Source organism: Citrifermentans bremense, from assembly GCF_014218275.1.
Lineage (GTDB): Bacteria > Desulfobacterota > Desulfuromonadia > Geobacterales > Geobacteraceae > Geomonas > Geomonas pelophila.
In genome coordinates, this window is record NZ_AP023213.1 from 3878414 (window position 1) to 3893064 (window position 14651).

Below are 14651 nucleotides of genomic sequence, written 5' to 3' on the forward strand. Positions count from 1 at the left end.
CTTTCTCTTCTCGACCTGCCGCTATTTGTATTCCGGATCGTCTTCCTTCACGCGGTACATCCCATGATGCGCTTCAGTGTCAGCGCGATGCTCAGACAAATCAGCTGCGACGGCATCGAGCTTGGTGCTAAGTCGCTCATCGAGTTCATCGATGCGATTGCCTAGGCGTCCATCGAGCTCATCGATCCGTTTGCTCAAGCTGTCGTTGACCACTCCGATCATGAACGTGTTTTGCTCTATCTTCTCGTTCAGTTCGTCGAACTTGGCGTCTAACTTCTTGTCCAGCGCGGCGTGACCTTCGAGAACCAGGTTGAACTTGCTGTTCATCTCCTCAAGCAGTATTTCAAAGTGCTCCTTTTTCATTTCACACTCCTGACTATGAGGTTACTTTTGCGCCGCCTGAAAGATCCGCCCGGGCTCGACTCCCATCCTGAGAAGTTCCTCGCGCAGGGCTTCGCCGCGTTTCAAGGAAGTTATCACGATGTTGTGGTTGCCTGACAAAAGGGCGATGGCCGGAGTGACCACGGCCCGGTCGAAGAACTTCGCGCCGGCATTCTCGGTGTCCATGGCCAGCACCATTTTCATACCCGCCTCTTTAAGGGAGAGATAGGCGATCTCGGCGACCTCATCTATGCCGCAGAAGGCCACGCTTTTCACTCCCTGGGCCGCCATCCCCTTGAACAGCTTCAGGTAGTCCTGGCGCGCCACGGTGTAAAGCCCGGAGAAGTAGCTCAAGTGCTGGTAAGCGAGGCGGCTTTTTTCGGCGAAACCTTTGGGGGTGAGTAGGTAGGCGTAACGGTTCTTGGGGAAGTTGTTGACCCGGATGAACCCCTTGGCTACCAGGTTCTTCAGGTAGGAGTTGACCAGGCCGAGGGCGATGCCGAGGCGTTTGGCCAATTCGCGCTGGGAGAGTTGCTGATCGCCGGAGATCTCCGAGAGGAGGAGGAAAGAGCGATAAGTGTCTAAAACCTTTTCGTCGTCACCGTTCATGGGCTGAACAGTAGTATAGAATGAGCGGATTTTCAATCAAAAACTAAGACCATCAGCCGCCGAGAAAACCTGGGGGCTTCTCACCTCCCCTGATTTTGCAGCGAAGTCGAAGGCGTCATATTTTTTTCAGATGTGACGAATTGAATTTGGATGTGACGAATTGAATTTCAATTTGACGAATTGGATTTGGATATGACGAATTCGGATTCAGATGTGACGAATTGGATTTCAATTTGATGAATTGGATTTGGATATGGCGAATTCGGATTCAGATGTGACGAATTGGATTTGGATGTGACGAATTGGATTTGGATGTGACGAATTGAATTCGGATGTGACGAATTGGATTCAGATATGACGAATTCGGATCACCGCCGCAGCATACCTGCACACCCCTTAAGTCGCTCTCCGTCATCAGGTGTCTCAGATGTCCTTGCGAAGGGATTCATAGATCTCAACGAGCTCCTTCCCCCTTGCCTGCCATGAATGGAGGGCTATGGCGCGCTCGCGCCCTTCCTTTCCCAGCACTTCCCTCAACTCCCGGTCGCCTGCCAGCCGACCTATGGCGCCGGCCAGGTCCGCCGCATCGCCGAACTTGGCGTACAACGCCGCATCTCCCAATATCTCGCGGTTGACTGGGGTGTCGAAGACGACGGTGGGAAGCCCGCAGGCGATGTAGTTGAACAGCTTGCCGTTCGCCTCGGTGAGCGAGACCTTGGGCGAGACCGCCAAATCTCCTGCAGATAGATAAAGAGGCGCTTCGCTGTACGGGATCCTGCCGGTGAAGGTGATGATGTCGTCGACCCCCATCTCCTCGGCCTTCTCCCGGTACGCAGCCTCAGGGAACCCCATGATAAGGTAATGCAGTTTCGCCCCCTGCCCTTTCAGGTTCGCCGCGGCCTCCAGGAGCAGGTCGACCCCCTGGTAGCTGTTCATCAGCCCCAGGTAGACGACGACGGGACGCTTCTGCGGCAGCCCGAGCCGGGCACGGATCTCTTCTTTGGGCTGGGGAGCGAAGACGCCGGTGTCGACGCCGTCGATGAGCGCCCGGACCCGCTCCTTCGGTACGCCGTCGAACAAGAGCAGATCCACGGTCGGGGTAGCGCTGGTGACGATGAAATCGGAGCTGCGGTTGATCCAATGCTCCAGGGTGGCGAAGAAGCGCTGCAGCAGGGAACCGGGCTTGACGAAGCCGTGGTCGGTGATCTCGGCGGTGAGGCTTCCCTGGCAGTCGAAGAGCATAGGGACTCGGATCAGCATCTTGAGAAAGGCGCCGAAGAAGGCGCCTTCGTGAAGGTGGGCGTGAATCAGGTGCGGCTTGAACTGACGCGCTACCTTGAGGGCCTTGAAAAGGAGCTGCAGATCGAGGAATGGCTTGACCCAGGATGGACCGGCTTCGAGCTTCTTGTACCAGGAGAACCCTGAGATCCTCTCCGTGGGGATGCCGGGGACGTCGTTGCCGATGTGGTAGGTGACCAGGCGCATCTCAACGTCGCAGGCCATGGCGGCTCTCGCCTCCTCGAGGATGCGGACGTGGCACCCCCGGTCGGCGAAGAACGGGGTAGGCGCCAGCACCAGTACGCGCAAAGGCCGCTCAGCCAAAGTTGAGCTTGTCCTTGATGTTGTAGATCGGCTTTCCCTGCGCCTCGTAATAGGTCCGGGCGGAGAGTTCGGCCAAAAGCCCAAGGACGATGAACTGCACCCCCATGAAGAGGAGGAACGCGGTCAGAATCAGGAGCGGGTTGCGGTTCATGCTCATGCCTTCGAAGAACTTCATGTAGACGGTGGCCGCGCCGCTCAGGCACCCTGCGGCGAGGGTGTAGATCCCCCAGCGGCCGAAGAGCTGGATCGGCTTGGTGGAGTAGCTTAGGAGGAATTTGACCGTCATCAGGTCGAGGATGACCTTCATGGTGCGGGAGATGCCGTACTTGCTCTTGCCGTGCAGCCTTTCATGGTGCCGCACCGGCATCTCGGTCACCCGGGCGCCGACCTGGTGGGCGAGCGCGGGAACGAAGCGGTGCATCTCCCCGTAAAGGTTCACATCGTCCAGCACGTCGCGGCGGTAGGCCTTCAGGGTGCAGCCGTAGTCGTGCAGATGCACGCCGGTCATCCTGGAGATCATGCCGTTGGCAAGCATGGAAGGGAGCTTGCGGTTCACGAAGGTGTCTTTGCGGTCCTTGCGCCACCCGGAGACCACGTCATACCCCTCGTCGATGCGCGCCAAAAGCAGCGGGATGTCCAAGGGATCGTTCTGCAGGTCCCCGTCCATGGGAATGACCACGCGCCCTGAGGCGGAATCGAAGCCGGCTGCCATGGCTGCGGTCTGCCCGAAATTGCGGCGCAGGCGGATCACCCTGACCCGGTCGTCCTTCGCGGCCAGGCGCTTCAAACCGGAATAGGAATTGTCTGAAGAGCCATCATCCACGAGTATCAGCTCGTACTCGAGGTTGGTATCCCCCAGCGCCTCGGTGACCCGCTCATGCAGAATCGGGATGTTGTCTTCCTCGTTGTAAATCGGGACTACGATGCTGAGATCCACAGGTTTCTCCTAAAAAATCCAAAGAACCAGTTCAAGGTTCAAGGTTCAACGTTCATAGAATCCGTTCAACGTTCTGCGTTCAACGTTCAAATCCGTTCAAGGTTCAACGTTCGACCTTCAATTACAAATCTCGCTATCCGCGAAGGCCTTCACCCGCCTCACTTCGACATCCCAGTGGGTCTGCTTGCCACCCCGGTAACGGGGACGGGCAAGGCCGCGCAAAACGCCTGCGCCGTAGACCAAGTGAAGCGTCGGAAACACCAGCAACAGCCTGGGGAGCAGCGACAGGTCGCCCTGGGTGAAGGTAGCGGCAACTGAGGCTGTGGCAACCAAGATCAGGTAGCAAAGAAGCGGCAACAAATAAAAGCCCCCTCCCAAGCCCGCTACGAGGAACGGGAGCGACAGGAGGTAGATTAGAAACAACGACGGCGCGAGGGAGACCGGCTTCACCTTGCCCGAGATCAGGGTCTGCTCGCCGCGTCCCCGGCCGTAACCGTACATCTGCCTGACGTACGCGCGATAGGTCCTGCGCTGGCTGCGCACCACGGCAAGTTCAGGGTCGTGCACCAGCAGGTTTCCCTCCTGCTGCAGCCGGTCCATCAGCTCGTTCTCCTCGTTCGGGTAGAGCCGCTCGTCCAGCCCCTCGTGGGAGAGGAAGATGTCGCGTCTGAAGCTTAGATTGCAGAGGATCAGCTCGCTGTCGTTGCTGTACCGGGCGCTCCCGCTCTTCCGATATCGGTTGCGCACCCCGCCGCCGCCAACCGGAGAGGTGAAGGCGATCCCTATCGCCCTTTGCAGCGGCGAATCGGTGGCAGGGGTGAGTGAGGGACCTCCTACCGCCGCGACCTTCGCCTCCCGGTAGTGGGCCGCCGCCCGGACAAGAAAGTCAGGTGCGACCAGGGAATCGTCGTCCAGGAAATAGAGGAGCTCTCCCCTGGCCTCGCGGGCGGCGACGTTTCTCTGCACGCTGGGCTGACAGCCGTAGGCGACCAGCACTTCGAAAAGGTCGTCCGGATAGGCCGCCTCTCGCACGCCGGCCAGGGCACGCACCTCGCCCCCCGGCTTCACCGGTATGATGATGGAGAACTTGGGGAGCGCCGCAGGGTCGGACCGCAGGGCCGGCTGAAGATCTCCCCCGGGTAGAGGAACGTCGGGGGGGGGGCTATTGGACAACGGGGTTCACCCTGTCGTAGCGGAGTGTCCTGTGGCAGCCGACGGAACAGCCGCCGCCGGTTTGAGTCGCCTCGAACTTGATCGGGATCTCCCAGCTGCCGAAGCCGTAGGCTTTCGGGTAGATGAGCCGGTCCTGGACCTCAGCGTGAGGGTTGTGGCACATCTTGCAGGAGCGACCTTTCCCGGGCTTGTTCACGTGGACGGCATGCAGGTTGCGGTCGCCGTTTCTAAACTTGGTGATCCGGTCCGTCTTGGGCGCTTCGGCAAGAGCGGGATCGTGGCAGGTAAAGCAAAGCGGGAAGGCGTCGCTGTTGAACGGACGGTACAGCTCCGTCGGGTAGTCCCCTTTGAGCAGCTTACGGCAGGGGGAGCCGTGGATGGCATGGCAGTTGACACATTCCCCCGCGACAACCGGATTGTGCACCGATTTCCCCGTAAAAAGCTTCGCGTCATGGCACAGGAAGCAGAGCTCGGAGCCGGGCTTTCTGAGAAGGCTTCTGCCGTCGGCCTGGTGTGCGTCGTGGCAGGCCAGACATTCACCGTTGGCGACCGACGCATGTGTGAAGACACCGGTGTAACGCTCGCGGGCGTGGCAACGGAAGCAAAGCTCGGGGGAGCGGTCCTTCAGGAGGTACTTCACATCGGCGCTGTGGGCCATGTGGCACCCGGTGCACTCGCCGGTTCCCACCGGCTTATGCAGGAACTTCTTCTTCACGACGTGGGGGTGGCACCCGGCGCAGAGGTTTTGCTTGGGGACCTTGAACTCCATGCTGTCCTTGCCGAGCGGGTGGTTGTCGTTGAACTGCTTGTGGCAGTCCATGCAACGCCCCGCCGCGACCGGCTTGTGCGGCACACTCCCCTGGACCAGGTCCTTGTGGCAGATGCTGCAGGTAAAATCGGCCCGGGCGGCATCCGGCATCAGGATGGCGCCAAGAACGAACATTACCGGAGCTTCTGCAGGACGTGTCCAGAGGGAGTGTCGCATGGCCTCAGTTTGCCCTTTTTATTTGCCGTAGCTGTGCAGACCCGAAAGGAACAGGTTTACGCCCAGGTAGCAGAAGATGGTTGCCGCGAAGCCGATGACGGAAAGGATGGCGGCGCGACGGCCGACCCAACCGCGGGTGATGCGTGCGTGCAGGAAGGCTGCGTAAACGAACCAGACGATCAGGGACCAGGTCTCTTTCGGGTCCCAACTCCAATAGGTGCCCCAGGCGTAGTTGGCCCAGGCGGCGCCGGTGACGATCCCCAGGGTCAAAAGCGGGAAACCGATCATGATCGCCTTGTAGTTCAGGTCGTCCAGGATCTTGATAGAAGGGAACATGGAAAGAAGCCCGCCGGCCTGGGCGTTGCCCCCACCCTGCTCCATCCGCTCCCGGATCAGGTACATGATGGAGATGCCGCAGGCGACCGCGAAGGCGGCATAGCCGAGGAAGCAGGTGATGACGTGGTACACAAGCCAATTACTCTGCAGCGCGGGGACCAGCGGCTCGATGTTGCTGTCCAGGCTCAACTGGGCCCAGGCCATGCCGAACAGCGCAAAAGGCATGACGAAGAAGCCGATGGCGCGGTACTTGTACTTGAAGTCGATTAACAGGAAGATCATCACGATGGTCCAGGAGAAGAAGACCACCGACTCGAACAGGTTGGACAAAGGCGCGTGGCCATGCCCCATGTCGTAGGATTCCTTCCAGCGCATGCCGATGGCCGCGGTCTGTACCGCGAACCCGAACAAAGCAGCGTAGGTGCCGAGCGCCCCGACCGTCTTGTTGCGCGAGGCAAGGAACGCGAAGAATATGCAGGTTGAAACCATATAAACGATCATGGTGACGTTGAACAGCGAGGAACTGGACATCGGTATTACCCTCCGGTCATCATTCTGTTAGCGCGGTGATGGGGGCATTCCCCCCTAGACTATAATTTATTGAGTTTTTCCACCAGTTCGTCGAAAGCGATCTCGAAACCGGTGGGGTTCTTGCTGGCGGAGCCCCCCAGGGTGACGCCCGCATCGGAAACGCGAGCCCAGACCCTCTTGTGCGACATGAAGAAGGCCATGCAGATGCCGACCACCATCAGGAAGCAGCCGAGCCAGACCACCCATACGCCGGGGTCCTTGGCGACCTGCAGCCCGGTGAAGAACTTCTGGTCCATCCCGTCGAAGGTCAGCACCAGGTCGCCGCCGTGCTGGGCGTTGAAAGACTCGTACTTGTCGGAGAGGATCACGAACGGCTGCGGGTTGCCACCGGCAGGGGTGAATTCAACCTGTGCGCCGGGGCCGTCGAAACCCCTCATGAAGGGACGCACGTCCATGGTCGCTTCCATGACGGAAACGAAGGCGCCGCCCGGAAGTGCCAGCCGCTCGCCCTGGCGCGCTTTGAGTTTTACCGGCTGGCCGCCGTTGCGGTTACGCACGGTGAGGTAGTAGGAGACACCCTCGTCGGACTGGCCGTAGCTGGACTGGTAGAAGGTGATCCCCTTGTAGGTAAGCGGGTCGTTCACGATGATGGGAACGTGCTGCAGGCCCGGGACAGGCTGCCCCTTGTCGGTGACGCTCAGGATGCTCTTGAACTCCTTGGGAGCGCCGGTGTCGTAGAAGCTGACCGAGAACTTCTCGCAGCGCACGTCAAAGCCGAGGTCGATCACCTTGCCGCTGTTGGTCTGCACCTGCGACACGGAACCACCCTCAGGGATGTTAACGTAGGCCTTGTATCCGAAGAAGGAGCCGACCAGCGCTCCGATGAAGACGATGATGATGGAGAGATGCACCACGTAGACGCCAAGCCGGCACCACGGGTGCTTCTGGGCGAAGAGGTGGTACTCGCCTCCCTGCTCCGTGATCACGGGTTCTGCGAACTCCGCCTTGAGGAAGGAGACCATCCTGTCCTTCAGCTCCTCCTTCGACCCCTTGAGCTTGAACTCCTTCACGTTGGAGAGGCTCTTCTCGAAGTTGTCGTCCATCACCTTGACCGGCTCGGAAACGACCTTCCATACGCGCGGCAGCCTCTTGATGGAGCAGCAGATCAGGTTCAGCGTGAGGAGGTACAGAAGCAGGATGAACCACCATGAGTGGTACATGTCAAAGAAGCCAAGGGAACTGTAGAGTTTGATCTTGGTCTCACTCAAAGTGGCAAGGTATTCACGTTGAGGTCCCTGCGGTATCACCGTACCGATGATCGAGACCAGTGCCAGGCCAATCAGCAGGAAAATCGAAAGTTTCAAGGAACAGAAAAAATCCCAAACCTCTTGTGCAAATCCGCGTTTGTTCGTTGTCAAGGCCGTCTCCCGGAAAGGTGATCGTACAGCTTGGTTATAGTCAGGCGAGCCATTATAGTCAAATTGACAATAAGCGCAAAATAAAAATTGCGAATACAATGGGGGGGGTAACAAAAAAGGGGCGACAGGATACCTGTCGCCCCTAAATCCAGCAATCATCCTCTTAGAGGAGCATTACTTCTTGTGGCAATCGCCGCACTTGGTCGGGCCGCCCTTGGCTGCGTGGCACTCTTTGCATGCCTTGCCGTGAGCCGCTTCCTTGTTGATAGCGATCTTCGCCGGTGCGCCGTCGCCGTGACATACTTTGCACTCGTTTTTACCCTGGTGAGCCTTGTGGTTGAAGGTTACGTTGCCGTTTTTGGCGGGGTAAACGACGCTGTCTGCGGCCATTGCGGAAACAGCAAATGCGAGAGTCAGAGCTACTGCAGCGACAATCTTCTTCATTAGGAGTCCCTCCATAAATTTAAAATATGTGCGGCTCGAAAGTATACAACCCCGGCCCTTCTGTCAAGCAAAATCACTGAGAAGGCCGCTCTAGCCCCGCCTTGACACCTGAAGAGCCTGGTCCTTCTGCTCGACCTCTTCGGCCATTTTCGTCTTGTAGGAAACGAGCTTCGCGCGCAGCTCCGGAGCGGCCAGGGAGAGGATCTGCACGGCGAAGAGCCCGGCGTTCTTGGCGCCCGCTTTGCCTATGGCCATGGTGCCGACCGGTATGCCGCCAGGCATCTGTACCATGGCGTAGAGCGCGTCGACGCCGTTGAGCGCTCCGCCCGTCATCGGTACGCCGATCACCGGGAGAGTGGTTTCGGCGGCGATGACGCCGGCCAGGTGCGCGGCCATGCCGGCTGCGGCGATGATCACCTGGATGCCGCGCCCGGCAGCCTCAGAGGCAAGTTTCGCGGTTTTCACCGGCGAGCGGTGGGCCGAAGAGACGTGGATTTCGTAGGGGACGCCGAACTCCGAAAGGACCTTGGTGGTCTCTTCCATGGTGGAGAGATCGGAATCGCTTCCCATCAGAATCAGTACGGTCGGTTCAGTCATTTTTCAATCTCCGGGAAACCTTTCGTTTTTCACCCCTAGCCATTTTTCTTCTCTCAGAATTCTCCGTGGCTAGAGCTTGTGGTTTTAGCGCTTCATCGCCTTGGCGCCGATGTCCTTCCTGTAATGAACGCCGGGCCAGGAGATCTCTTTAACTCCCTGGTAGGCGCGCTCGATCGCTTCCTTGACCGTTGTGCCCAAAGCGGTCACGCCAAGCACGCGGCCGCCGCTGGTGACCACCCCCTCGCCGGTCGCCTTGGTTCCGGCGTGGAACACGACGAGGTCCTCTATCCGCCCTGCGGCGTCGAGCCCGGCGATGAGGTCCCCCTTGCGGTAGTCCGCCGGGTACCCCTCGGCCGCCATGACCACGCAGACCGCCGCCTTGTCGTGCCACTCTATCTCCACCCCCTCCAGGCTACCGGAGGCGACGGCCATGAGAATGGGGACTATGTCGGACTTCATCCGCATCAAAAGAGGCTGGCATTCGGGGTCGCCGAAGCGGGCGTTGAACTCCAGGGTCTTCACCGAGTCGCCGTCGATCATGAGTCCAGCGTAGAGGACGCCGCGGTAGGTACGCCCCTCGGCCTTCATCCCGTCCACGGTGCGGCGCATCACCTCGGCCATGGCCTTGTCGTGGATGGCGGGGGTGACCACCGGTGCCGGGGAGTAGGCTCCCATCCCGCCGGTATTGGGCCCCTGGTCGCCGTCAAAGACGGCCTTGTGGTCCTGGGCGCTAGCAAGCGGGATGATCCTTTCGCCGTCGGTGAAGGCGAGGAAGGAGGCTTCCTCCCCTTTCAGGAACTCCTCGATGACCACCCTGGAGCCTGCCGCGCCGAAGGCGTTGCCGGAGAGCATGTCGGTCACGGCCGCAACCGCCTCGTCGCGGGTCTGGGCGATGATCACCCCTTTGCCTGCGGCAAGCCCGTCCGCCTTGATGACGATGGGGATCCCAGTACGGTCGATGAAGGAGACGGCGGGCTCGACTTCGGTGAAGACGCCGTAGGCCGCGGTGGGGACGTTGTACTTGTGCATCAGGTCCTTCGAGAACGCCTTGCTCGCCTCTATGATGGCGGCGTTTTTCCTGGCGCCGAACGCCTTCAGGCCGTTCTCCTCGAACAGATCGACGAGACCCAGGGAAAGCGGAAGCTCCGGGCCTACCACGGTGAGTTCGACCCCTTCCTTGCGGGCGAAGTCGAGGAGCCCCTGGAGGTTGTCCACCGCTATGTCCACGTTTTGCGCCAGGGTGGCCGTTCCCGGATTCCCCGGCGCGCAGAACACCTGGCTTACCAGCGGGGACTGGGCGATCTTCCAGACCAGCGCGTGCTCGCGCCCTCCGCTACCTACTACCAAAACCTTCATAAGCAAACTCCTTAAACCAATTAACAATGGATAATTGACAATTGACGATGAAAACCTGGCCTCCCCGTCCAGTTGCAGCACAACCTGGTGCGGACGGCATGAAAGAGACAATGGACAATGGCAACAAAGCGTTGTCAATTGTCCATTGTCAATTGTCAATTGAGGTTTTAGTGCCTGAAGTGCCTCATGCTGGTGAAGACCATGGCGATGCCGTGCTCGTCTGCTGCGGCGATGACCTCGGCGTCACGCATGCTGCCGCCAGGCTGGATCACCGCGGTGACACCCACGGAGGCGGCATTGTCGAGGCCGTCCCTGAACGGGAAGAAGGCGTCGGACGCCATGACCGCGCCCTGGACCGGGATGCCGGCATGCTCCGCCTTGATGGCGGCGATGCGGGCGGAGTTGACGCGGCTCATCTGGCCCGCGCCCACGCCGACGGTGGAGTTGTCGCGGCCGTAGACGATGGCGTTGGATTTGACGAACTTCGCCACGCGCCAGGTGAAGAGGAGGTCTTCCATCTCCTTGTCGGTCGGCGCCCTCTTGGTCACCACCTTCAGCTCGGTGAAGAGCTCGAGGTCGGCGTCCTGGACCAGCATGCCCCCGTTCACCCTCTTGTAATCGAAACGCGGCGCGGGGTTCTCGGGCCAGAAGCCGCACTCCATGAGGCGGACGTTCTTCTTGGCCGCGACCACTTCGCTTGCGGCCTCGGTCACCTTGGGAGCGATGATCACTTCGACGAACTGGCGCTCGACGATGGCGCGGGCGGTGGACTCGTCCAGTTCGCGGTTGAAGGCGATGATGCCGCCGAAGGCGGACTCGGGGTCGGTCTTGTACGCCTTGTCATAGGCTTCCATGATGTTCGCGCCGAGCGCCACGCCGCAGGGATTGGCATGCTTCACGATTACGCAGGCCGGCTCGGTGAACTGCTTCACGCATTCCAGCGCCGCATCGGTGTCGCCGATGTTGTTGTAGGAGAGTTCCTTCCCCTGGATCTGGCGCGCCGTGGAGATGGAGGCTTCTTTGGACCCCTTCTCGACGTAGAAGGCGCCGGACTGGTGCGGGTTCTCGCCGTAGCGCATCCCTTGGGCCAGCTTGTACTGCATGGTGAGGGTGTCCGGGAAAGCAGCGACCCCCTCGCCGGTACGGGCGCCGAGCCAGTTGGAGATGGCGCCGTCGTAGGCTGCGGTGTGCTGGTATACCTTGACCGCCAGCCGGAAATTGGTCTCGCGCGACACGCTGCCGCCGGAGTTTTTCATCTCGTCCAGGACCACCTGGTAGTCGGCGTGGTCAACGACCACGGTGACGTCGCGGTTGTTCTTGGCCGCGGAGCGGAGCATGGTCGGGCCGCCGATGTCGATGTTCTCGATGGCGTCCTCCATGGTGCAGTCCTCCTTGGCGACGGTCGCCTCGAAGGGGTAGAGGTTCACTACCACCATGTCGATGGGCTCGATGCCGTGCTCCTGCATCTTGGCCACGTGGGCCGGATTCTCGCGCATGCCGAGGATGCCGCCGTGAACCTTCGGGTGCAGGGTCTTCACCCGGCCGTCCAGCATCTCGGGGAAACCGGTGAACTCGGAGACGTCCTTGACGGCGATGCCCGCCTCACGCAGAAGCTTCGCGGTACCGCCGGTGGAGAGGATCTCCACGCCGTAACCCGCCAGCGCCCGGGAAAATTCCACCACACCAGTCTTCTCCGACACGCTGATCAGCGCGCGCCCAATCTTTGCCATGTTTAACTCCTTTTGCGGCTTTTGATGTCGATTCTAGAAACTAAAAGCGAAAGCTCGCCACAGAGACACAGAGGTTCACCGGGGACACGGAGGATAACCGGGTTACGGGTCAAAACTTCAGTTTCAACGCCTTTCCTCCGGGACCTCCGTGTACCGCTGCGTCCTCTGTGGTAAAGCTTTAGGTCTTTGGAAAGTCTACGTTCGCCAGGAAGTGTTTTTCGAAGAGCGGAGTGCCGGAAAGGGGTATCACCCGGACCTTTTGCGCCAGGTCCTCCATCTGGTCCCGGCCATCATTCAAGAGCAGCATCCGCTCCACTCCGGCCAGGGCCCCTTCCTTAATGAATCCGGTGATTCTTACCATCTTTTCGTTGAAAATTCCAACCTTTTTTAGCACCTCCGGCGACAGCACCGCTCCGAAGGAACCGGTCAGCACCACGCGGGAAAGATCGTCCGCAGAAAGCCCCGCCTTCCCCATAAGGATCTCCATCCCCCCCCGCAGCGCACCCTTGGCGAGCTGCAGCGCGCGAACATCCTCCTGGTCCAGAAAGACGGACCCCGAGGCGTCGCGGTGCAGTACGAAAGCCGGGATGCCGTTCACCTCCTGAACCCGGTTCCCCAGGTTGGAATCGATCTCGGCGGCGGGACGGATCCTGCCGCTAGGCTCGATGATGCCGGCCTCTAAAAGCGCCGCCACCGTCTCCAGCACGCCGGACCCGCAGATGCCGCGGGGGGTGGCGCCGGCTATGGTGCTCAAGAGCAGACGGTCGCCGTCGATGCTGACTCCGCTGACGGCGCCGGGAAGCGCAGACATGCCGCAGCGGAGGTTCCCCCCTTCGAAGGCGGGACCGGCGGCGGCCGAGGTGGCGAGGAAATGTTCGCCGTCGAAAAGAGCGATCTCGGCGTTGGTACCCATGTCAAGATAGAGCGTCCCCCTCGCCGGTTCTTCGGCAAGGCCGAAGAGGAAGGCCACCAGGTCGCCGCCGACGAAGCCGCCGGGAAGAGGGAGCAGATAAGCCGGGAGCTCCCGTTTCCAGCCGAGATCGAGGGTGGTGACGGTCTTGCCGGCAGTGAAGAGAGGGCGAAAGGGGGGATAGGCGAGCGAGGCGACCGGCAGGGCGAGGGCGATGTGTTCCATGGCAGGGTTCCCTGCCACCGCGACCTGGGCGAGCTCTGCGGGTGCGGCGCCGGCAAGCGCCAGGAGTTCATCGGTCAGGCGCTCCATCTCGAGCGCGAGGCATCCCTGCATGGCCCGCAGCCTTTCGCTGTCGGCCGCGGCGGTGAGGCGGGTGAGTACGTCGGCGCCGAAAGCGCGCTGCGGGTTGAGCGCTCCGGTGCGCGCCAGGCGCTCCCCAGAGGCGGGATCAACCAGGGACGCGGCGATGGTGGTGGTCCCCAGGTCGAAAGCCGCGGCGAGTCTTCTAGATGAAGACAATGGGGGTTCCTCCGGCGGGCTCGACCTCGCCGATGCAGGCGGCGAAAAGCCCCTGCGCAGCGGCGCGGGAGAGGAAGTCGCGGGCGTCGTCGGGGGCGAAGGTTATCAAAAGCCCCCCCGAGGTCTGGGGATCGAAGAGCGGCAGCAGAGGGTCGCCGCTGTTTCCTGAGACGTGTGTTTCGTAGTGCTGACGATTGCGGTAGCACCCCGCGGGGACGAGACCGTCATCGATGAGAGCCGCTACCCCCGGGATGACCGGCACCCGCGCCAGCTCGACCTTGAAGCTCACCTTGGCGCCGAGAGCCATCTCGCAGGCGTGGCCGATGAAGCCGAACCCGGTCACGTCCGTTGCGGCCGTGGCGCGGCAAGCGACCATGAGCTCTGCGGCCTGCGCGTTCAAGGTGGTCATCCAGCGGGTTGCCTCCGCCGCCACTTCCGGCTCGATCATCTCCGCCTTGATCGCCGTGGAGACGATGCCGGTTCCCAGCGGCTTCGTGAGGACGATGAGGTCGCCGGGGCGGGCGGTGCAGTTTCTGACCACGCGCCCCGGGTCGATGAGGCCGGTCACCGCGAGCCCGAACTTGAGCTCGTTGTCCTCCACCGTGTGTCCCCCGACGAGGCAGGCGCCGGCCTCCTTGAGCGCGTCCGAGCCACCGGCGAGGATTGCGGCCAGGACCGACGTGGGGAGCGAGCAGGCCGGGAAAAACGCGAGGTTCATCGCCGTCACCGGTCTTCCCCCCATGGCGTAGACGTCCGAGAGGGCGTTGGCCGCGGCGATGCGGCCGAAGGTGAAGGGATCGTCCACCAGCGGCGTTATGATGTCGGTGGTCTCCACCAGGGCGAGGCTCTCCCCAATCCGGTAGATGCCGGCGTCCTCCGCCCCTTCCACCCCCACGATGAGGTTGGGGTCGTCCGAGCGCGTTATGTCATGAATGGCTTCTTCCAGGCCCGCCGGGCCCAGCTTGGCAGCTCAACCGGCCGCCTGCACCATCGTGGTGAGCCGTACTTTGTCAGTCATGACCACTCCTTAAAATCTGGGGCTAGGGGCTAAAATCTGGGGCTAGGGGCTGGGGGCTAGAGGCTAGCAAACCCTTTTCTCGTCCCTGATCCGTAACACCTT

Annotated in this window: 14 protein-coding genes; all 14 read right to left on the reverse strand. The window is 60.9% G+C overall.

Annotation, left to right across the window (positions count from 1 at the left end; translation table 11 throughout):
• Positions 1-21: 21 nt before the first annotated feature.
• A complete protein-coding gene (locus GEOBRER4_RS17225) occupies positions 22-363 on the reverse strand; it encodes a hypothetical protein (protein WP_185243294.1) in 342 nt (113 codons plus the stop codon).
• A gap of 21 nt (positions 364-384) precedes the next feature.
• Entirely contained in the window at positions 385-990 is a 606-nt protein-coding gene (locus GEOBRER4_RS17230) for a winged helix-turn-helix transcriptional regulator (RefSeq protein WP_185243295.1), read from the reverse strand.
• Between the two features lie 423 nt (positions 991-1413).
• Positions 1414-2592 (reverse strand): glycosyltransferase family 4 protein, encoded by a 1179-nt coding sequence (locus GEOBRER4_RS17235; protein WP_185243296.1) that lies wholly within the window; start codon positions 2590-2592, stop codon positions 1414-1416.
• Positions 2585-3529 (reverse strand): glycosyltransferase family 2 protein, encoded by a 945-nt coding sequence (locus GEOBRER4_RS17240; RefSeq protein ID WP_085815011.1) that lies wholly within the window; start codon positions 3527-3529, stop codon positions 2585-2587. The genes GEOBRER4_RS17235 and GEOBRER4_RS17240 overlap by 8 nt, the downstream gene beginning before the upstream one ends.
• Before the next feature lie 117 nt (positions 3530-3646).
• Complete coding sequence (locus GEOBRER4_RS17245; protein ID WP_226377823.1) at positions 3647-4702, reverse strand: glycosyltransferase family 2 protein; 1056 nt, start codon at positions 4700-4702, stop codon at positions 3647-3649.
• Positions 4692-5645, reverse strand: coding sequence for a cytochrome c3 family protein (locus GEOBRER4_RS17250; protein ID WP_226377824.1), 954 nt, complete (start codon positions 5643-5645; stop codon positions 4692-4694). Before GEOBRER4_RS17250 ends, GEOBRER4_RS17245 begins: the two co-directional genes overlap by 11 nt.
• A gap of 60 nt (positions 5646-5705) precedes the next feature.
• A complete protein-coding gene (gene ccsB, locus GEOBRER4_RS17255) occupies positions 5706-6554 on the reverse strand; it encodes a c-type cytochrome biogenesis protein CcsB (protein WP_185243298.1) in 849 nt (282 codons plus the stop codon).
• 59 nt (positions 6555-6613) lie between these two features.
• Positions 6614-7972 carry a cytochrome c biogenesis protein ResB gene (gene resB / locus GEOBRER4_RS17260; protein WP_185243299.1) on the reverse strand — a complete coding sequence of 453 codons (1359 nt, stop codon included), beginning with the start codon at positions 7970-7972 and terminating at the stop codon, positions 6614-6616.
• Between the two features lie 174 nt (positions 7973-8146).
• Positions 8147-8416 carry a cytochrome c3 family protein gene (locus GEOBRER4_RS17265; protein ID WP_026842143.1) on the reverse strand — a complete coding sequence of 90 codons (270 nt, stop codon included), beginning with the start codon at positions 8414-8416 and terminating at the stop codon, positions 8147-8149.
• 90 nt (positions 8417-8506) lie between these two features.
• Positions 8507-9013 carry a 5-(carboxyamino)imidazole ribonucleotide mutase gene (gene purE, locus GEOBRER4_RS17270; RefSeq protein WP_185243300.1) on the reverse strand — a complete coding sequence of 169 codons (507 nt, stop codon included), beginning with the start codon at positions 9011-9013 and terminating at the stop codon, positions 8507-8509.
• A gap of 84 nt (positions 9014-9097) precedes the next feature.
• Positions 9098-10369, reverse strand: a complete 1272-nt coding sequence (gene purD, locus GEOBRER4_RS17275; RefSeq protein WP_185243301.1) for a phosphoribosylamine--glycine ligase — start codon at positions 10367-10369, stop codon at positions 9098-9100.
• Positions 10370-10536: 167 nt separating this feature from the next.
• Entirely contained in the window at positions 10537-12099 is a 1563-nt protein-coding gene (gene purH / locus GEOBRER4_RS17280; RefSeq protein WP_085815004.1) for a bifunctional phosphoribosylaminoimidazolecarboxamide formyltransferase/IMP cyclohydrolase, read from the reverse strand.
• A 178-nt stretch (positions 12100-12277) separates the two neighbouring features.
• Positions 12278-13531: an ASKHA domain-containing protein gene (locus tag GEOBRER4_RS17285; protein WP_185243302.1), complete on the reverse strand. Its 1254-nt coding sequence runs from the start codon at positions 13529-13531 to the stop codon at positions 12278-12280.
• On the reverse strand, positions 13518-14549 hold the full coding sequence (selD, locus tag GEOBRER4_RS17290) for a selenide, water dikinase SelD (RefSeq protein WP_185243303.1): 1032 nt from the start codon (positions 14547-14549) through the stop codon (positions 13518-13520). The genes GEOBRER4_RS17285 and selD overlap by 14 nt, the downstream gene beginning before the upstream one ends.
• Positions 14550-14651 lie beyond the last annotated feature (102 nt).

Coding starts and splice junctions, on each gene's coding strand:
- purH (WP_085815004.1), bottom strand. CDS start 12,099: ATGGCAAAGATTGGGCGCGCGCTGATCAGCGTGTCGGAGAAGACTGGT.
- GEOBRER4_RS17225 (WP_185243294.1), bottom strand. CDS start 363: ATGAAAAAGGAGCACTTTGAAATACTGCTTGAGGAGATGAACAGCAAG.
- GEOBRER4_RS17230 (WP_185243295.1), bottom strand. CDS start 990: ATGAACGGTGACGACGAAAAGGTTTTAGACACTTATCGCTCTTTCCTC.
- GEOBRER4_RS17250 (WP_226377824.1), bottom strand. CDS start 5,645: ATGTTCGTTCTTGGCGCCATCCTGATGCCGGATGCCGCCCGGGCCGAT.
- ccsB (WP_185243298.1), bottom strand. CDS start 6,554: ATGTCCAGTTCCTCGCTGTTCAACGTCACCATGATCGTTTATATGGTT.
- purD (WP_185243301.1), bottom strand. CDS start 10,369: ATGAAGGTTTTGGTAGTAGGTAGCGGAGGGCGCGAGCACGCGCTGGTC.
- purE (WP_185243300.1), bottom strand. CDS start 9,013: ATGACTGAACCGACCGTACTGATTCTGATGGGAAGCGATTCCGATCTC.
- GEOBRER4_RS17265 (WP_026842143.1), bottom strand. CDS start 8,416: ATGAAGAAGATTGTCGCTGCAGTAGCTCTGACTCTCGCATTTGCTGTT.